The 18,080-nt window shown below is 42.0% G+C and carries 17 protein-coding genes and 1 riboswitch; of the genes, 7 read left to right on the top strand and 10 right to left on the bottom strand.

What is annotated here, in order from left to right:
* Positions 1–32: 32 nt before the first annotated feature.
* The 3 genes from IM792_RS04600 to IM792_RS04590 form a co-directional block, all read right to left on the bottom strand.
* A complete protein-coding gene (locus IM792_RS04600; RefSeq protein WP_194100604.1) occupies positions 33–791 on the bottom strand; it encodes an oxygenase MpaB family protein in 759 nt (252 codons plus the stop codon).
* On the bottom strand, positions 788–1,174 hold the full coding sequence (locus IM792_RS04595; protein WP_194100603.1) for a DUF2809 domain-containing protein: 387 nt from the start codon (positions 1,172–1,174) through the stop codon (positions 788–790). The genes IM792_RS04600 and IM792_RS04595 overlap by 4 nt, the downstream gene beginning before the upstream one ends.
* A 70-nt stretch (positions 1,175–1,244) precedes the next feature.
* Complete coding sequence (locus IM792_RS04590) at positions 1,245–2,111, bottom strand: DUF1080 domain-containing protein (RefSeq protein ID WP_194100602.1); 867 nt, start codon at positions 2,109–2,111, stop codon at positions 1,245–1,247.
* Positions 2,112–2,560: 449 nt separating this feature from the next.
* Here IM792_RS04590 and mutS point away from each other — a divergent pair, with 449 nt between their 5' ends.
* Positions 2,561–5,137 (top strand): DNA mismatch repair protein MutS, encoded by a 2,577-nt coding sequence (gene mutS / locus IM792_RS04585; RefSeq protein ID WP_194100601.1) that lies wholly within the window; start codon positions 2,561–2,563, stop codon positions 5,135–5,137.
* Positions 5,138–5,195: 58 nt separating this feature from the next.
* Here mutS and IM792_RS04580 read toward each other — a convergent pair whose 3' ends face one another.
* From IM792_RS04580 to IM792_RS04565, 4 genes are all read right to left on the bottom strand, one after another.
* The gene (locus IM792_RS04580; protein ID WP_194100600.1) at positions 5,196–6,431 is read right to left on the bottom strand and encodes a homoserine dehydrogenase; all 1,236 of its coding nucleotides are present in this window, start codon (positions 6,429–6,431) and stop codon (positions 5,196–5,198) included.
* Positions 6,431–7,486: a homoserine O-acetyltransferase gene (metX, locus tag IM792_RS04575; RefSeq protein WP_194100599.1), complete on the bottom strand. Its 1,056-nt coding sequence runs from the start codon at positions 7,484–7,486 to the stop codon at positions 6,431–6,433. The genes IM792_RS04580 and metX overlap by 1 nt, the downstream gene beginning before the upstream one ends.
* Positions 7,487–7,551: 65 nt before the next feature.
* Complete coding sequence (locus tag IM792_RS04570) at positions 7,552–8,877, bottom strand: O-acetylhomoserine aminocarboxypropyltransferase/cysteine synthase (protein WP_194100598.1); 1,326 nt, start codon at positions 8,875–8,877, stop codon at positions 7,552–7,554.
* 220 nt (positions 8,878–9,097) lie between these two features.
* A riboswitch (SAM riboswitch) is annotated at positions 9,098–9,210 on the bottom strand.
* Between the two features lie 100 nt (positions 9,211–9,310).
* Positions 9,311–10,432, bottom strand: coding sequence for a PLP-dependent aspartate aminotransferase family protein (locus tag IM792_RS04565; protein ID WP_194100597.1), 1,122 nt, complete (start codon positions 10,430–10,432; stop codon positions 9,311–9,313).
* 55 nt (positions 10,433–10,487) lie between these two features.
* On the opposite strand from IM792_RS04565, the gene IM792_RS04560 reads away from it, so the two are divergent.
* The 6 genes from IM792_RS04560 (at position 10,488) to IM792_RS04535 (ending at position 15,014) form a co-directional block, all read left to right on the top strand.
* Complete coding sequence (locus tag IM792_RS04560; RefSeq protein WP_194100596.1) at positions 10,488–10,913, top strand: hypothetical protein; 426 nt, start codon at positions 10,488–10,490, stop codon at positions 10,911–10,913.
* A 14-nt stretch (positions 10,914–10,927) separates the two neighbouring features.
* The gene (locus IM792_RS04555) at positions 10,928–11,473 is read left to right on the top strand and encodes a hypothetical protein (RefSeq protein WP_194100595.1); all 546 of its coding nucleotides are present in this window, start codon (positions 10,928–10,930) and stop codon (positions 11,471–11,473) included.
* 94 nt (positions 11,474–11,567) lie between these two features.
* Positions 11,568–12,761 (top strand): aminofutalosine synthase MqnE, encoded by a 1,194-nt coding sequence (mqnE, locus tag IM792_RS04550; protein ID WP_194100594.1) that lies wholly within the window; start codon positions 11,568–11,570, stop codon positions 12,759–12,761.
* A 113-nt stretch (positions 12,762–12,874) separates the two neighbouring features.
* Positions 12,875–13,495 carry a histidine phosphatase family protein gene (locus tag IM792_RS04545; RefSeq protein ID WP_194100593.1) on the top strand — a complete coding sequence of 207 codons (621 nt, stop codon included), beginning with the start codon at positions 12,875–12,877 and terminating at the stop codon, positions 13,493–13,495.
* A gap of 7 nt (positions 13,496–13,502) precedes the next feature.
* The gene (locus IM792_RS04540; RefSeq protein ID WP_194100592.1) at positions 13,503–14,252 is read left to right on the top strand and encodes a menaquinone biosynthesis protein; all 750 of its coding nucleotides are present in this window, start codon (positions 13,503–13,505) and stop codon (positions 14,250–14,252) included.
* A 297-nt stretch (positions 14,253–14,549) separates the two neighbouring features.
* The gene (locus IM792_RS04535) at positions 14,550–15,014 is read left to right on the top strand and encodes a hypothetical protein (RefSeq protein WP_194100591.1); all 465 of its coding nucleotides are present in this window, start codon (positions 14,550–14,552) and stop codon (positions 15,012–15,014) included.
* 186 nt (positions 15,015–15,200) lie between these two features.
* Here IM792_RS04535 and IM792_RS04530 read toward each other — a convergent pair whose 3' ends face one another.
* Genes IM792_RS04530 through IM792_RS04520 form a run of 3 tightly spaced genes read right to left on the bottom strand, consistent with a single transcriptional unit; the run spans position 15,201 to position 18,080 of the window.
* Positions 15,201–16,451 (bottom strand): GTP-binding protein, encoded by a 1,251-nt coding sequence (locus IM792_RS04530; protein ID WP_194100590.1) that lies wholly within the window; start codon positions 16,449–16,451, stop codon positions 15,201–15,203.
* Position 16,452: 1 nt separating this feature from the next.
* Entirely contained in the window at positions 16,453–17,361 is a 909-nt protein-coding gene (cysD, locus tag IM792_RS04525; RefSeq protein WP_194100589.1) for a sulfate adenylyltransferase subunit CysD, read from the bottom strand.
* A 14-nt stretch (positions 17,362–17,375) separates the two neighbouring features.
* Positions 17,376–18,080, bottom strand: a complete 705-nt coding sequence (locus IM792_RS04520; RefSeq protein WP_194100588.1) for a phosphoadenylyl-sulfate reductase — start codon at positions 18,078–18,080, stop codon at positions 17,376–17,378.

The raw sequence follows: 18,080 nt of genomic DNA, 5'->3' as shown, positions 1-18,080 counted from the left end.
TACCGGTTAATTAGTATGACAAATGACAGACACTACCGTACATTCAACTGAGCTATTTGCTGCTTGTATTTAATGGGTAATAGCATGTTCTTGATTATATCCGTAAGATTAATGTGTCTTAAGTTTTTATATAAATACAATACTGGTTTTATCCAGTCTTTGTTACTTAAAGATAACAAACGTTTTACCCTACGTGGCACTAAAACGTACTGAACGCTGAGCACAATATTGTAACGTAGAAAGCCTAAATGCTTTTTGTATTGTTTGTATAAGTCGACAGTAAAGTCACTCTTTTTCATGTTTTGAGCAAGATGATACTGCCTTGCAAGCAACCATTCTGAATAGCAGCCCGGTAATTCCTTTAAACCCATTTGCTGACCCATGCGATAAAAAACATCAAACACATCTTGCTTTTCATGTAGGGTAAGTTTACGCTCCAATAATTCAAACGAGCGGATAGAATAATCTATCAGCATAAAAAGCACATCGCGGTAGGCCCAGTCAGGTATTTGCGCGCCACGGCTTTTTTCCACTCCCTGATGTATGGCCGTTATCTTATTAATGGCCTGCAATGCCACATCCTCATTGGCGAAAATGATAGAGCGGGAGTAGGCCACAGTAGAAAACAACCTATCTAACGGATCGGCGGGTAACTTGCCTGTATAATAAAGCCAGTCTACCGCCTTATTTAACGCGAACTCAGCCGCCGCACCAGCGAATATGAATAATACAGTATCGGCATTGCCCCATATTTGACGCACTATCGAGGTTTTAGCTACAAATGTTCTCATGCTTCTAAAACAGTTTTATTTTTTAAGCGCTGTTGTTCAATAATTATAATGGTGATGGTGCCGAGGGTATAAGCCAGCATATCAATCCAGTTGAATGATGAGCCCATAACCGTCATGGCCAGTTTTGAATGACCAAGCCTCAGCCGTACAGCAAGGTTGAGGTATTGAGTAAATTCAACCAGGTAAGCAAATAGCAGTGATGCCAAAGCAACCTTTACAGGCGGCTTGTTGATGAATGCCATTGCAAAACAGTAAACTAACATTACCACCAAATAATCACCACCATAAGGGCGAATAATAGCATCATTAACATACAAAGCTATCAGGCACTCCACCACAAACATTAGCAGGAATAATAAGAAATACCATTTATTAAATTTCATATTTAAAAAGTACTTTCAAATACAAAGTAAATGAAAATTATTTATCTATGCAAATCATAATTATTATCATCTACTTAAAATAACTCAGATATTCAGCAGGTAGGGATTGGATAGGTTTTATGTAGATACTCTTATAATACACCTCGGCAGCTTCGCTTTGTATTTGCAGCTTGCCACTGGTTAGGGGTTTATATACGTTGCCGTCTTTGTATGATGAACCGCTTAAGGCCATTACTACATGACCATTTAATATGTGCAGACTTTTATCGCCGAAGCAGATGAGTTCGAGAGTATTCCATCCATTGTTGGGTTTTTCGTAATTGTGGCTTTGCTGTACAAAATTGTTACCGGCGCCCATAAAGGTTTTTATCCCTGCCGGATCATAAACCATGGTGTCTTTTTTAGCAGGCGTTTTTTTGGCAGTGATATATCCGGCAGATGAGGCAATGCACCAATAATCGCCACATCCGCCCTCCATCACCTGCATTTCCTGACCCAGCATCCACGATCGCCAGTAGTCGATACCAGCCGTGCCATTAGAATGATAGATAATACCCGAATCTTTGGGTTCGTTTAACCGGGGTACCCATTTCTTGTCGCCCCATTTCACCATTAGTTTAAGGTGATAGTTTTTAAAGGATTGTTTAGTATACAGGCAGCCATATATCTCGCCGCTAACATGCAGCAAAGTTTCGTTATTAAGCTTAGTAATAGTGAATACACCGGTTTTATCGTTATTGTAACCAATGGGCTTAATAGGTTTGCCTTTTTCATCCAAAGGCATGGCGCCTTTATAACCATTTTTATGGCGATAGCTCAGGTAGGTTTCCCATTTGCTTAGTTTGGCATCAAGCAGGGGTACCCATTCGTCATTATTAATAAATGAAGTGAATAATAGTATTAATAACGGAGCAACCAGATAGTAAGGACGTTTCATTTATACAGATTTATTGATCGCCATTAAATTACCTTGTTACAGCATTACTATTTTACCAAAACATGGTGTTATATTAACAAGTGAGGGGAGGTGAACTCTATGTATGCGCCGCGATTCAAGCACAAATCGCGGAGCATTACATAGTAGTTATAGGTAGATGAGAGAAAACTGCTATATGTGATGGGTATTAGGTATTACCACGATGTAAAATTACAACCAAAGACATTATCAGACACGAGTTCAATAACCCATTATACTTATACTTTATACGGGAATAAAAAGGGTGAAAACACCTATTGCATCCGTAGAATACCAATTTTACAGAGCCACTTGTTAATAAAAACCTTTTTTCAACAGCCGTAATAAAGTCGGGGTAAGAAGCTAACTTTATCGGGTTAAAAACTGAGGTAATAGATTTGGCAAAAGCAACTACAAAAGAAACCCCTTTAATGCAGCAGTACAACGCCATAAAGGCAAAGTACCCGGGCGCGCTGCTGCTGTTCCGTGTGGGTGATTTTTACGAAACATTTGGTGAGGATGCTGTAAAAGCGGCTGGTATTTTAGGTATAGTACTTACCAAGCGTGCTAACGGCGCGGCTACACATATTGAGTTGGCCGGTTTTCCGCACCACTCACTCGAAACTTATTTGCCAAAACTGGTGCGTGCCGGTCAGCGTGTTGCTATATGTGATCAGCTGGAAGATCCCAAAACCACTAAAACCATTGTTAAGCGCGGCGTTACCGAACTGGTTACCCCGGGCGTTGCCATTAGTGATAACATCCTCCAGCAAAAAAGTAATAATTACTTAGCCTCACTTTATTTTGAGAAAAACACGATCGGCATAGCGCTGATCGATATTTCAACAGGCGAATTTCTGACCGCGCAGGGTAATAGCGGATACATTGATAAATTATTACAAAGCTTTTCGCCAAGTGAGGTGATCTACCCTAAAAGTCGTCAGCACGATTTTAAAGATACTTATGGCGACCGCTTTTATACCTATTCGCTTGATGAATGGCCCTACAGTGGTGATTACGCTTACGAAACATTACTTAAACACTTTGGCGTACAGTCACTTAAAGGTTTTGGTATTGATAAACTAAATCTGGGTATCGTGGCCGCAGGTGTGGCCATACATTATTTAAATGAAACCGAGCATCGCAATCTACAGCATATATCGGCTATTAGTCGTATTGAGGAGGACCGTTACCTGTGGCTCGATCGCTTTAGTATTCGTAACCTTGAGTTGGTAGGCTCGGCTAATGAGAATGCGCATACGCTGGTTGATGTGCTGGATAATACCTGCTCGCCGATGGGCGCCCGCTTACTGCGTCGCTGGATAGTAATGCCGCTAAAGGAACTGAAGCCTATTACCGACAGACTTAACGTTGTTGAGCACTTAATCGAACACGAAGATCTGCGTGAGAACCTGCAACAACACCTGCGCCAGATAGGCGATCTGGAGCGTTTAATATCAAAGATAGGTTTACAAAAGGCCAATCCCCGGGAGATATGTCAGCTTAAGAAAGCATTACAAGCCATTGCTGAAATTAAGAAGATAAGTGAAGCTTCGGGCAGCCAGCCATTGCAAACCATTGGCGCGCAGTTGAACCCTTGCGCTTATATATGCGAGAAGATAGAAAGAGAGCTTTACCCTGAACCTCCTGTAGCCCTGATAAAAGGCTCGGTAATAAACGAGGGTATCAACGAGGAGCTTGACCGCTTGCGTAAGATAGCCTTTGGTGGTAAGGGTTATTTGTTAGAGATACAAAAGCGTGAAGCTGAGATAACCGGTATACCATCGCTAAAGGTATCGTTCAATAATGTTTTTGGGTATTATCTGGAAGTAACACACGCACATCGTGATAAAGTACCTACTGAATGGATACGCAAACAAACCCTGGTAAATGCCGAGCGTTACATCACCCCTGAATTAAAGGAATATGAGGAACAGATTTTAGGTGCCGAGGAGAAGATATTGGTACTTGAAACGCAATTATATAACGATCTGCTTTACTCGCTTGCCGAATACATTAAGCCGATACAGCTTAACGCGCAGCTGATAGCGAGATTGGATGTGTTGCTGAACTTCGCGCACATCTCCATCAAAAACCACTATGCCAAGCCAATAATCAACGAGGGCAGGCTGATAGATATTAAAGGTGGCCGTCACCCGGTTATTGAAAAAACCTTGCCCTTGGGCGAGTCATATATTACCAATGATGTTTACCTCGATTCAGAAACGCAGCAGGTGATCATTATTACCGGCCCCAACATGGCGGGTAAATCGGCATTGTTAAGGCAAACCGGCCTTATAGTGCTAATGGCACAGATGGGTTGTTTTGTGCCGGCAAAAGACGCGGTGATAGGTTTGGTGGATAAGATATTCACCAGGGTAGGTGCATCGGATAATCTATCATCAGGGGAATCAACCTTTATGGTGGAAATGAACGAAACGGCCAGCATTTTGAACAATATATCTGACCGTAGCTTGATCCTGTTAGATGAGATCGGTCGTGGTACATCAACTTATGATGGTATCTCTATTGCCTGGGCTATTGCCGAGTATCTGCATAATCACCCTGCGGCTAAGGCAAAAACCTTGTTTGCTACGCACTACCATGAGCTGAATGAATTGAGCAACTCATTTAATCGTATTAAAAACTTTAATGTATCGGTAAAAGAGGTTGGCCAGCAAATCATCTTCCTGCGTAAACTGGTGCCTGGTGGTAGTGAGCATAGCTTTGGTATACACGTGGCCAAGCTGGCCGGTATGCCTCCAAAGGTATTAAGCCGCGCTAACGATATATTGAAGAAACTGGAAGCCGAACGAACAGGAGGGGAGCATATTAAGGAAAGCATCCGCAAGGTGCAAAAGCAAGCCGTACAAATGCAAATGTTCTCTATTGACGATCCGGTTCTGGTTAAAATAAGGGATACTTTGAACAACCTCGACGTTAATACCCTAACCCCGGTTGAGGCATTAATGAAACTGGATGAAATACAGCGATTGATAAAAAGCTGATAAAAAACAAAAGCTCCGACTAATCGGAGCTTTTGTGCTTCACAGACAGCCGGATTGGTTATGCCAATTCGGCCTCTTGCTTAGTTTCCGTAGCTAAACTGACCCCTGTTAGCTGATCGGCGAAAGCGATGAACGCTTTACTGTCAGATATACGGGATTGGTTATCGATCAGATTTTGTAAGTTAACTTTTCCGATAACATATTTAAACCCGTCAGATACATAGCGCTCAAAGATGTGTTCAAAGCCCAGTTCGTCTACAAGGCTTTCATCATCATAACGCAGGTAAACGGTAAGCTCAATGTTGTTGGTAAATGTAAGGCTTCCTTTTTGCTTTGTTTTTTTGTACTCGTATTGGTAATCGTAACGCAGGGCCGCAACATCCGACAATACTGCCGCACCCGTAGGGTGACCACCGGCTCCCTTGCCGAAAAAGAATTGCTGATCGGCAAAGGCAGCTTGTACTATAACGCCGTTATATTCGTACTCTACATTATATAAAAACTCACTTTCGCTCACCAGTTTCGGTAATACGAATAAGGCTACATGGCTTTCGTCAAGCTCTTTAGCTACGGGTACCAGCTTTATCTTCAGGTTCTTCTCACGGGTGTATTGCAGATCGTTAGCCGAAAGATTTTGTATACCAATATTCAGTACTTCATCAGGATTAACAACCACACCGTAAGCGTGTACAGCGGCAATAACCAGTTTAAATTTGGCATCGTAACCACCAACGTCCATAGTCGGGTCGGTTTCAGCAAAACCCAGATCCTGGGCTTGCTTTAACGCGCTGGCGTAATCAAGGTTTTCCAGATAACCTTTTGACAGTATATAGTTTGATGAACCATTGAATATACCGCAGATAGAGTGCAGCAACTCGTTATCATAATATTCCTCTAAATTACGGATGATGGGTATACTACCGCAAACCGCGCCCTCATATAATAATGATGTACCGTATTCCTCTTGAATAGCTAATAATTCATTCAAATACAAGGCTATCATTTTTTTGCTGGCTGATACCACGTTTTTTCCTGATTTTAGCGCAGTAGATACGATCTCGAAAGCGGCATCAGTTTCGTTGATCAACTCGATAACGGTATTAATTTCAGGGTTATTCAGTATTTCATCCCTGTCAGTAGTAAATAGCTCGGCAGGTAGTGTACGTTTTTTCTCCGGGTTTTTAATGGCGATCTTAACGATCTCCAGGTTAAGGTTCTTTGTTTTGATGATGTCATATAAACCTTGTCCAACTACGCCAAATCCAAATAGTCCTATAGTAAGTTTTTTGCTCATTATGCTATACGTTGCAATTCAATAATTTTTCCCCTAACGTCAGTTTTCAGGAATGATTTGATAATATTAGTTAATGCTTCTGTTTCAATTAAAAATCCGTCGTGCCCGTAAAAAGAGTCGAACTCAGCGAATGCCGCTTTAGGAATGTGTTGAAATAAGTAACGCTGCTCATCTATCGGGAACAACACATCTGATGTTATACCGATAACCAAAGTTTTAGCCTTGATCAGGCTCAGGGCTTTATCAACGCCGCCACGGTTGCGGCCTACGTTGTGCGAATCCATCACCTTGCTTAAATACCAATAGCTGTAGGCATTGTAACGATTAACCAGTTTTTGGCCCTGGTAATTTTGATAACTGGCGGATTTATATCCATCGGTCAGGCTATCGCTGTCTTCCTGCTGGGTAATGTTGTAAGTTTTATATCCACGGTATGATAGCAGGGCTATGCTGCGTGCAGCCTTTAGGCCGTTGGCACCACCTTGCGGGGTATTCTCGTAAAATGTAGGGTCGGCACTGATAGCCAGGCGTTGCGACTCGTTAAAGGCAATGCCCCATGCTGAGTGTTTGGCATTTGTGGCGATAAGAACCAGGTTCTTTATCCTTTTAGGCTCAACAATAGCCCATTCCATAGCCTGTTGCCCGCCTAATGATCCGCCTATTAATACATCAATTTTATCTATTCCCAAATGCTCGGCCAACAGGCGGTGTGCCTGCACCATATCACGAATGGTTATCTCAGGGAAAGTAAGGTAATACGGTTCGCCGGTTTCAGGATCAATATCAAGGGGGTGCGTAGTACCATAAGGAGAACCCAGAATATTGGCACACACAATAAAATGCTCATCCGGATTAAAGAAATCCTCAGCGCCAAAAAGCCCTTTCCACCAATCCAAAACATCCGAATTAGCTGTTAGCGCGTGGCATACCCATATTACATTATCGCGGTTGGGGTTAAGTTTACCATAGGTATTAAAGCCAATTTCAAGTTGCTGCAACTCCTTGCCACATTCAAAAGTAAATTTATTTGTATACCTATATATCTCAGTACTCATTTGTTGTTATTACGCTCCCGGTTTTGCACCGGGAGCACAGTATAAAAAAACTATAATCAATAAGCCTACACGAGGCTTGGTTCTGCTTGTTTAATTTTGGCTAACGCCTGTTCAAAATCAGCTTTAATATCATCAATATGTTCAATGCCAACAGCCACCCGTAACAAACCTGGTGTAACGCCCGCGGCAATCTGCTCGGCATCACTTAACTGCTGGTGTGTGGTTGCCGATGGTTGGATGATCAATGTTTTGGCATCGCCAACATTAGCTAAATGACTAACCAGTTGCAGCGCATCAATCACGGCCGAAGCATTGGCCTTGTCGCCTTTTACTTCAAATGATAACACAGCGCCAAAGCCATTGCGCAGATATTTTTTAGCAAGATCATGGTAAGGTGATGATGTAAGGCCGGGATAATTTACTTTAGCTACCAACGGGTGCTGCTCGAGCCATTTAGCCAGTTCGAGCGCGTTATCTACATGGCGTTGTACACGTAACGATAAGGTTTCTAAACCCTGAATCAGCAACCATGAATTAAATGGTGATTGCGACGGACCGAAATCGCGCAGGCCTTCAACACGTGCACGAATGATATATTGAATATTACCGAACGGGCCGCCAATACCAAATACACTATTAAAAACTAAACCGTGATAACCGTCGGATGGTTCAGTAAACTGCGGGAACTTACCATTGCCCCAGTTGTAATTGCCGCCATCAACAATTACACCCCCAATGCTGGTACCATGGCCGCCTATCCATTTAGTGGCTGATTGAACCACCACATGTGCGCCATGCTCCAACGGGCGAAACAGGTAACCGGCTGCACCAAAGGTATTATCCACTATTAAAGGCAGATCATGCTTATTGGCTACAGCCGCTATCTTTTCAAAATCAGGAATATTAAATTCAGGATTGCCGATTGTTTCCAGATAGATGGCTTTGGTACCGGCATCTATTAATGCTTCAATACTTTCGGCAGTATCATTTTTAGCGAAGCGAGCCTCAATACCCAGGCGTTTAAACGATACTTTGAACTGATTGTAGGTACCACCATACAAAAACGGTGAGGTAACAAAGTTATCGCCGGTTTGCAAAATATTGTTTAACGCTAAAAACTGAGCCGCCTGACCTGATGAGGTAGCTAATGCAGCAACACCGCCCTCTAATGCCGCTACACGTTTCTCAAAAACGTCGGTAGTAGGGTTCATCAGGCGGGTATATATGTTACCGAACTCCTTTAGCGCAAATAAATTCGCGCCATGCTCGGCATTATGAAATACGTAAGAGGTGGTTTGATACAATGGCACGGCGCGTGAGCCTGTAGTGGCATCAACTTCCTGACCGGCGTGTAGTTGTAATGTTTCGAATTTAAGGTTTGTAGCAGACATGGTTTTAAGATTTGATTTTTTAAAAAGGTTAATGTTTTGTTGTTTAGCACAGGATGTATCGAATCCTGAAAGAAATACACGCAATCATAGTTAAGCGGAACGCGTGTAGGGTGTGGCTTAGCAGCAACACATGCACATACAGCAACAACGGTTTAAACCATATTGATTATACTGTAGTACGTTTTTGAGAATGCTAAATAAACTTTTCATTTCGTTTGTTAATTTATATTTCCCGGGGTTATTCTTCCGGGGCAGGAATTGGCACCTTCTTCATTTGCTGAAGGGTTGCCAGCGGGTAATTGAGCCTGTTCTCTCGCCGCTTCTTTATAAACCAAACCTTTTGAGGGGATTGATCTTAAATATTTGCTACCAAATATTATTGCAAATGTATGCTAAAAAAACATTCATCTCCAAATTTAATTTGTTTTAACACTTAAATACTATCAAGCGCCTGTTGCAAATCAGCTATTAAATCATCGATATGTTCCAGCCCTACCGATACACGCAAAAGGTTTCGAGGCGTTTTGCTGTCGGGGCCTTCAACCAAGGCACGGTGCTCTATCAGGCTTTCAACACCACCTAAACTGGTAGCTTGGGTAAATAGTTGTAAACTATTTATTACTTTGCTCGCTTCCTGCTGCCCGCCCTCTACCAGGAACGATAGCATACCGCCATACAAATTCATTTGCTTTGAAGCTAATTGATGTTGCGGGTGCGAGGCTAAGCCGGGGTACATAACCTGTTCAACGTTTTTATGGTTCTCTAAAAACTCAGCCAATTGCACAGCATTAACTACATGCCCGCGTACACGGTATGGTAATGTTTTAATACTCCTCACTAAATAATAGCAATCAGCAGGTGAGGGGATAGCGCCGCCCATTTCCTGCACCTGGCGTATCTTTTGCCACCATTCGCTTTTTTCGGCCGTGATCAGTGCGCCACCCATTAGATCGCTGTGGCCACCAAAATATTTCGTACTTGAGTGCATCACCAGGTCGGCCTCCAGGGCAAGTGGTTGCTGGCACAATGGTGTAGCAAAGGTATTATCGCATACTACCTTTATACCTTTAGCATGGGCGATATCGACTACTTTTTTAATATCGGTAAGCTTTAACAACGGGTTTGATGGTGTTTCAATCCAAATGATACCTGTATTTGGTTTGATGTGCTGCTGTAAAACGGCATCGTCATTAACATCAATAAAATCGAACTCTAAAATACCGGCAAACAGGTTTTTGATCTGGTTACGCAAACCATGATACATATCATCAGGTAAAATAATATGCGTACCGGGTTGTAATGATTGAAATACGGCCATGCCCGCCGCGTTGCCTGATGAAAAGGCCGCTGAATCCGCACCACCTTCAATTTGCGTAAGTACATTCTCTAACGATGTACGGTTAGGGTTTGATGAACGGCTATAAATATGACCTGAAGGATATTCACCATCGGCATTACGTGTAAAGGTTGTTGATGTGGTAATAGGCTGTATCACCAAACCCGAAGTTTTGTCAGGATGGTTGCCGGCATGTATGGCAATAGTTTCTATCTTCATAGTAATAATTGTAGCGTTCGGCGGTAAATGTACGTATTGATAAAAAACCTGAATAATGAAAAATGCAATATTCGCTGTTTTAATAGCGGTTTCTCTATTTGCATGTAAAGCAACACAGGTATCAAAGGATGAAAAACCTATCGATATCAAGAGCCTGAGCGGCCAATGGGATTGGAAGAAAACAACCGGAGGCATTGCCGGTATCACCATTACTCCCGAAACGGCACGTTATATATTGCATATCGAATTTAAGAACAGCGAGATGCTGTATTACAAAAATGGCGAAGTAACGCAGCATTTTCATTATGATATAACAAGGGACAAAACCATCTACTCAACCGACTCTCTATATATCATCAAACCTGACACTACCACTAATGCCATGCCCCTGGTTATAACTAAGGCCGTTAATGATACTTTGGTTTTAGCAGATAATGTACATGATGGCTTTACCACCACTTATATCAAAAAGAATAACTAAACCATATTTAAACCATGAAACCTAAATTTATCGTCAGCGCATTAACTATAGTGGTTGTTTTATTTGCCATATCGTGCTCAAAGGATAGCGGTGGGAATGCTGTTCAATACAAAGCATACGAACGTAGCTACAAAACCTGGTTGAGTTACAAGGGCACTGTAAATAACTCCTATATCTACACGGTTACAAGTGGATCGGTATTTGGCTACAAATCAAAAACAGTTTTAACGGTCATCAACGGAAAGGCTGATAACAGAAGTTTTATTGCTGAAAGAGAAAAGCAAAATACTACCGGAGCTGCGCCTGAATACGAGGTATATGAACAATGGAATGAAAGTAGCGCAAGCATTGGCAGCCACCATAGTGGTGCCAATGCTTTAACTATTGATCAGGTTTATGATAAATACCGTACCGAATGGCTAAAAGTAAGCAGTAAGGACAATGATGTGTTTTTTGAGGCCAAAAACGACGGCTTAATTACCATGTGTGGCTATGTACCAAAGGGTTGCATGGATGATTGCTTTGTGGGGATTAGAATTTCGGAGATAAAGCCTCTGTAAAATTATTGTCAATAACGGCCACGTTTACGGAATAAGGCCGCCTTATCACTGTAAATTTTCTGCATTTTGCTACCTTTGATAAAACTTTTATTGAATGCAAAACTCAGATAGTTTACAGGTATTACTGAATGATCCAAACTTATCTGCTGATTTAAAAGACATTGCACAAAAGGTACTCAACCTGCAACGCATCAGCTTTGACGAAGGTGTGCTGTTATATGAAAAAGCTGAACTTGGCTATCTTGGCACTTTAGCGAATTATATACGCAACGCCAAACACGGCGACAAAACTTATTTTAACCGTAACTTTCATATCGAACCCACAAACCTTTGTGTTTACGATTGTAAATTCTGCTCGTACTCGCGCCTGATAAAACAACGTACCGAGGGTTGGGAATATACTATGGATGAGATGCTCGACATCGTTAAAAAATACGATGATGAGCCCGTTACCGAAGTACACATTGTAGGTGGAGTTTTACCGCAATACGATGTGCCGTTTTACACCCAGCTTTTTACCCGCATAAAACAACACAGGCCCGACCTGCATGTTAAGGCTCTTACCCCGGTTGAATATCATTATATATTTAAAAAGGCTAAGATAGATTATGCTACCGGTATGCAATTAATGAAAGATGCCGGATTAGAATCAATGCCGGGCGGTGGTGCGGAGATATTCCATCCCGAGGTGCGCGACCTGATAGCTAAGGATAAATGTACCGGCGACCAATGGTTGCAGATACACGAAGAATGGCATAAGCTGGGCATGCGCTCAAACGCTACCATGCTTTATGGCCATATTGAAAAATACTGGCACCGACTTGACCACATGGAGCAATTGCGACAATTACAGGATCGTACGGGTGGTTTCCAAACTTTTATTCCACTGAAATTCCGCAATCAGGATAATCAAATGTCTGATGTGCCGGAATCAACCGTGATCGAAGATCTGCGTAATTATGCAATCGCACGCATTTACCTGGATAACTTTGATCATATCAAAGCTTACTGGGCCATGATCAGCAGGAATACCGCGCAGCTATCATTAAACTTTGGTGTTGATGATATTGATGGTACACTTGATGATACCACCAAAATATACTCAATGGCAGGTGCCGAAGAACAAACCCCGGCCATGAGTACTAAGGAATTGGTTGAACTAATAAAACAAGTTGGTCGCCATCCTATTGAGCGCGATACATTATATAATGTAGTTACCGACTACAACGACCATGTATTTGCCGAAGAAAGCAAACCAAGGTTTTATAAGTTACCGGTAGTTAATTAAGCTGAAAGGCAAAAGCTTAAAGCAAAAAGCTGTATTAAAAATCAAGCTAAGAAAAGCTTTATGCTTTGGACTATATGCTTTAAGCAAAAATCGCTTTCAGCTCTCAAAAAAGAATGATACAAAAAACACTATACATTGTCCGCCATGGGCAAACCGATCTGAATAAGCAGGGGATTGTGCAGGGCAGGGGAATGAACACCGATCTTAACGAAGAAGGACGTGTGCAAGCCGCTTTATTTTTTAAAGCGTATAACCAAGTGCCTTTTGATAAGATCTATATATCTGAATTAAAGCGCACCCAGCAAAGTATTCAAAAGTTTATTGATCTGGGCATACCTTACGAGAAGCTTGCCGGTTTAGACGAATTAGCATGGGGGATACTTGAAGGTCAGCCCAGTACGCCCGAAAACAAATCGGCTTTTTTGGATTTGATGCGCAACTGGATGGATGGTAACCTCGATGCTAAAATTGAAGGCGGCGAAAGCCCTAACGAAGTTAAGCTAAGGCAGGAGGAAGCCCTGAAAGTGATCATTTCGCATCCCGATGAAAAAAACGTATTAGTTTGCATGCATGGCCGCGCTATGAGGTTGCTGATGTGCCTGCTTACCGAGCGCCCGCTTACCGAGATGGACACCTTTCCGCACCAAAACCTTGTGCTGTACAAAGTTACCTTTGACGGCCAAAAATTTGAGATTGTTGACTTTAATAATGCCCTGCATTTAAAGCAGGCCTGAGCTACTTGTGAAAAAGATTAGAATTTCGGCTGTTAGCTACACTAACACCACGCCCTTTATATATGGTATACAACATACCGACTTCATTAATAAAATAGATCTTAGTTTAGATATACCGGCTGATTGCGCCCAGAAACTAATTGACGATGAGGCCGATATTGGCCTGATACCTGTGGCCGCCACCTTGAACATGCCTGAATGGCACATCGTATCTGATTATTGTATAGGTGCCGAAGGCCCGGTGGCTTCGGTGTTTATATTCAGTAACTGTGAGATACACGATGTAAAGTACCTACAGCTCGATCCGCAATCGCGTAGTTCAAATAACCTGGCACGCGTACTGTTAAAAAACTTTTGGAAGGTAAAACCTGAGCTGATTGATAACGCTGAAGATTATACGCTATCCACCGATGCTAATACCGCCTTTGTACAGATAGGGGACAGAACATTTGGTAAGGCCGACAAATATCCGTATGTGTATGACCTTGCTGAAGAATGGCAAAAATTCACAGGCCTGCCTTTTACTTTCGCGGCCTGGATATCAAACAAACCTATATCTGCTGAATTTATTGAAGAATTTAACACGACGCTAAAATTCGGATTAGATAACAGGCCTCAATTATTTAAAGAATTACCACATCGCCACGACTTTGATATAGAGGATTATCTGCTGAATAAAATTGATTATAACCTCACTGACAAAAAACGAGAAGCATTACACATGTTTTTGAACTATATAAAACAGCTTGAAAATTAGTGTTTTGCAAAATTTCTGACAGGAAAATTCAATATTGATCATTTTCAGTCTGCTAAAACTGTTAATCTAACAGGTACTTTACAATTTGCAGACATACTTATTGTACTAAGTACACTAACATAAGTGTGAAATTTTTGTGATATTGTAAATTATACACTATCTAAAGCCTATTATTTTAGAATATTTAAAACAAAAATCATATAATTATTAATTTATCATAATAGTTGTTCAATGTTTACATAATTCATATTAATATTCGATATTTGTTATGGATTTAAAATTTAATACAACAAGACAATGAAAAAGTTATTAATTATACCAGCAATCATCGGTTTATTAACCACAGGTGCTTTCGCAGCTGATAAAAAAGTAGCAGCAGACGACGACAAAAACGCTAACGTGTCTTACGCTGTTATCAATCAATTTAAAACTGATTACCGTGGTGCAGAAAATGTTACCTGGACTGTAACTGAAAGCACTCAAAAAGCTGAGTTCACTTTAGAAGGTGTTAAAATGACAGCTTTCTACAACCTGAATGGCGAATACCTTGGTACAACCAGACAAGTTGCTTACAAAGCTATTTCAGCTCGTGCTCAAAAAGAGATCGCTACACGTTACAAAGCTTACACTGTAGGTCAGGTTATTGAACTGAACACCGGTGATGGCATACAACACTTTGTTGATCTGAAAAACGACAAAAGCGAGATCTTAGTTCGCGTTGCTCCAACTTCAGCAGTATACTACTTTCAACAAGTAAAATAAACTACAACCCATAACATATATAGCTAAAGGCTGCACCAATCAGGTGCAGCCTTTTTTTGTTGTTAAAGCTTTTACAAAAGCTAAAGCTGTAATTAAAACATCAGTAAATACAATGCATAAAAAGCAGTGATCAAAAATCAGATAAAACTGATCTCAATCACCGCTCTCTAATCTCTATAAATACAACTAATCTACCGCTGAACGCAGCATTAACGCGCCCACGGTAACATTGGTACGGCTGTCAATAATAATTGCGCCGCCATTTGCTTTGTTTGATTGATATGGATCAAACGCTAAAGCATCGGCTGTTTTTATAACGATGCGACCAATATCGTTCAGTTTAAAATCTTCATCGTACTGCTTTTCAAGCGTGTTGATGTTTACCTTGTACAACAGTTCGCTTATGCGGCAACGGGTTACCTTGCTGTTGTGCTGTACTAAATAAGTATGTGCAGTATCCAGCGGGCGGGTATCCATCCAGCAAAGGTCGGCCTCTATTAGCTGGGCTACGTGCGGTTGTTGCGCGCTGCTCACCAATACATCGCCACGGCTAACATCAATATCATCGGCCAAGTGTATAGTTACCGACATGCCGGTGATAGCTTCTGCCGGTTCTTTATCTAACTGTTCAATTTTGGCAATAACACTTGTAAAGCCTGATGGCAATACAGTAACCTGATCATTCACTCTAAAGCTACCACTGGCCACACGACCGGCATAACCACGGTAATCGTGTAATTCATCAGTTTGCGGGCGAATAACCCATTGTACTGGCAAGCGTGCATGCGAGGCTGCTGTATCCACTTTTATGTCGACACTTTCCAGATAACTTAATAGGCTTTCGCCATTATACCAAGGCATGTTTATTGAGGTGTGTACAATATTATCGCCCTTTAAAGCACTGACTGGTATGAATTTAACATTGCTTAGCTCAACCTTTGCGGCAAGTGCTTTGTAGTCCTCAACTATTTTATTATAGGCATCCTCATTATAATCGAGCATATCCATCTTATTAACGCAAACCACCACTTGGGGAATGCCTAATAATGATACCAGGAATGAGTGACGTATAGTTTGCTCAATAACACCCTTACGCGCATCTATCAATATAATGGCCAAACCAGCATTGCTTGCACCGGTAACCATGTTACGGGTGTATTGTATATGGCCTGGCGCATCAGCTATAATAAACTTACGCTTATCGGTATTGAAATATTTGTAGGCAACATCAATGGTAATGCCCTGCTCACGCTCGGCTTTAAGGCCATCAGTTAAAATAGCCAGATCGATAGTGCCGTCATCGTTTTTACGGTTTGAGGCATGCAGCGCCTCCAGCTGATCGGCTAAAATAGCTTCACTATCATATAACAGGCGGCCAATAAGGGTGCTTTTACCATCATCAACACTACCCGCGGTTATAAACTTTAAAATATCCATATTAAAAATACCCCCCTTTCTTACGGTCTTCCATGGCCGCTTCTGATACCTTGTCGTCCATACGTGCACCACGCTCGCTTATTTTTGACTTGCTGATCTCGTTGATGATATCATCAATATGATAAGCATATGATTCAACAGCGGCAGTACAGGTCATATCGCCCACAGTGCGGAAACGCACATTGCGGCGTTCCACAATATCCTCCTCATCCATATTCAGGAAAGGAGAGGCCGCCATTAACTGGCCATTGCGGGTGATACAATCGCGCTCGTGCGCAAAGTATATGGAAGGGAGTTCTATTTTTTCGCGACGGATGTAGTTCCAAACATCAAGCTCGGTCCAGTTACTGATAGGGAATACCCTTACATTTTCGCCTTTGTGTATTTTACCATTGTATAGGTTCCATAACTCTGGGCGCTGGCGTTTCGGGTCCCATTGACCGAACTCATCACGTACCGAGAAAATACGCTCTTTAGCGCGCGCCTTTTCTTCATCACGGCGGGCACCGCCAATACAGGCATCAAACTGGTGCTTGGCTATAGTATCTAATAAAGTGACTGTTTGCAGCGCGTTACGGCTGGCATTTTTGCCTTTTTGCTCAACTACTTTACCCTCATCAATAGAATCCTGAACATGACCGATGATCAATTTTTCGCCAAGGCGTTCAATCATTCTGTCGCGGTAATCAATGGTTTCAACAAAGTTGTGGCCGGTATCAATATGTACCAGCGGAAAAGGGAATTTACCCGGACGAAAAGCCTTTTCGGCCAATCGAACCAAAGTGATAGAATCCTTACCGCCCGAAAAAAGGAGCGCGGGTTTTTCAAATTGCCCGGCCACCTCTCGCAGAATGTATATTGCTTCTGCTTCAAGCTCATCTAAGTAATCCAGGTGGTTGTTAGTACTCATTTGGTGGTTATATATTATTTTACTGCATGCAGTCCGCATTCCTTTTTTGATTGATCTTCCCACCACCAGCGGCCGGCACGAAAATCCTCGCCTTCTTGTACGGCGCGGGTGCAAGGCTGGCAGCCAATGCTTGGGAAACCCCTGTCATGCAATGTATTGTACGGTACGTTGTATTTTTTGATGTAAGCTTTTACATCATTCAGTGTCCAGCTGTAAATAGGGTGATATTTCAGGATGTTATTTCCTGCATCCCATTCCACATTTTCCATATCCTGGCGGTTGGCTGATTGATCGGCGCGAATGCCGGTTACCCAGCATTTATTACCTGCAAGGGCACGCTTTAATGGTTCTATCTTACGGATGCCGCAGCATTCCTTACGGTTTTCAACCGACTCGTAAAAACTGCTCGGACCTTTTTGGTTCACCATAGCCTCAACCAATGCGTGGTTAGGGTAGTAGGCAAAAATAGGCTTGCCATACATTTCCATAGTGCGATTCCAAACGTAATAGGTTTCAGGGAACATTCTGCCGGTTTCGAGCGTAAATACTTTTATAGGCAGATCATTAGTGAAGATCATGTGTGTGATCACCTGATCTTCCCATCCAAAACTTGTAGAAAAAACTACTTCACCAGGAAACTGCTCTGCCAATGTGCGCAGTGCTTCAACCGGTTCAAGTCCGCTTATTTCATTTTTTATATATTGAGTTATTTCACTCAT

Source organism: Mucilaginibacter sp. JRF, assembly GCF_015223065.1.
Lineage (GTDB): Bacteria > Bacteroidota > Bacteroidia > Sphingobacteriales > Sphingobacteriaceae > Mucilaginibacter.
This window is presented reverse-complemented; position numbering and strand designations above follow the sequence as displayed.

What these genes read in the sequence shown, in the direction of transcription:
- IM792_RS04600 (WP_194100604.1), bottom strand. Translation starts at nt 791, where the DNA reads ATGAGAACATTTGTAGCTAAAACCTCGATAGTGCGTCAAATATGGGGC.
- IM792_RS04595 (WP_194100603.1), bottom strand. Translation starts at nt 1,174, where the DNA reads ATGAAATTTAATAAATGGTATTTCTTATTATTCCTGCTAATGTTTGTG.
- IM792_RS04590 (WP_194100602.1), bottom strand. Translation starts at nt 2,111, where the DNA reads ATGAAACGTCCTTACTATCTGGTTGCTCCGTTATTAATACTATTATTC.
- mutS (WP_194100601.1), top strand. Translation starts at nt 2,561, where the DNA reads ATGCAGCAGTACAACGCCATAAAGGCAAAGTACCCGGGCGCGCTGCTG.
- IM792_RS04580 (WP_194100600.1), bottom strand. Translation starts at nt 6,431, where the DNA reads ATGAGCAAAAAACTTACTATAGGACTATTTGGATTTGGCGTAGTTGGA.
- metX (WP_194100599.1), bottom strand. Translation starts at nt 7,486, where the DNA reads ATGAGTACTGAGATATATAGGTATACAAATAAATTTACTTTTGAATGT.
- IM792_RS04570 (WP_194100598.1), bottom strand. Translation starts at nt 8,877, where the DNA reads ATGTCTGCTACAAACCTTAAATTCGAAACATTACAACTACACGCCGGT.
- IM792_RS04565 (WP_194100597.1), bottom strand. Translation starts at nt 10,432, where the DNA reads ATGAAGATAGAAACTATTGCCATACATGCCGGCAACCATCCTGACAAA.
- IM792_RS04560 (WP_194100596.1), top strand. Translation starts at nt 10,488, where the DNA reads ATGAAAAATGCAATATTCGCTGTTTTAATAGCGGTTTCTCTATTTGCA.
- IM792_RS04555 (WP_194100595.1), top strand. Translation starts at nt 10,928, where the DNA reads ATGAAACCTAAATTTATCGTCAGCGCATTAACTATAGTGGTTGTTTTA.
- mqnE (WP_194100594.1), top strand. Translation starts at nt 11,568, where the DNA reads ATGCAAAACTCAGATAGTTTACAGGTATTACTGAATGATCCAAACTTA.
- IM792_RS04545 (WP_194100593.1), top strand. Translation starts at nt 12,875, where the DNA reads ATGATACAAAAAACACTATACATTGTCCGCCATGGGCAAACCGATCTG.
- IM792_RS04535 (WP_194100591.1), top strand. Translation starts at nt 14,550, where the DNA reads ATGAAAAAGTTATTAATTATACCAGCAATCATCGGTTTATTAACCACA.
- IM792_RS04530 (WP_194100590.1), bottom strand. Translation starts at nt 16,451, where the DNA reads ATGGATATTTTAAAGTTTATAACCGCGGGTAGTGTTGATGATGGTAAA.
- cysD (WP_194100589.1), bottom strand. Translation starts at nt 17,361, where the DNA reads ATGAGTACTAACAACCACCTGGATTACTTAGATGAGCTTGAAGCAGAA.
- IM792_RS04520 (WP_194100588.1), bottom strand. Translation starts at nt 18,080, where the DNA reads ATGAGTGAAATAACTCAATATATAAAAAATGAAATAAGCGGACTTGAA.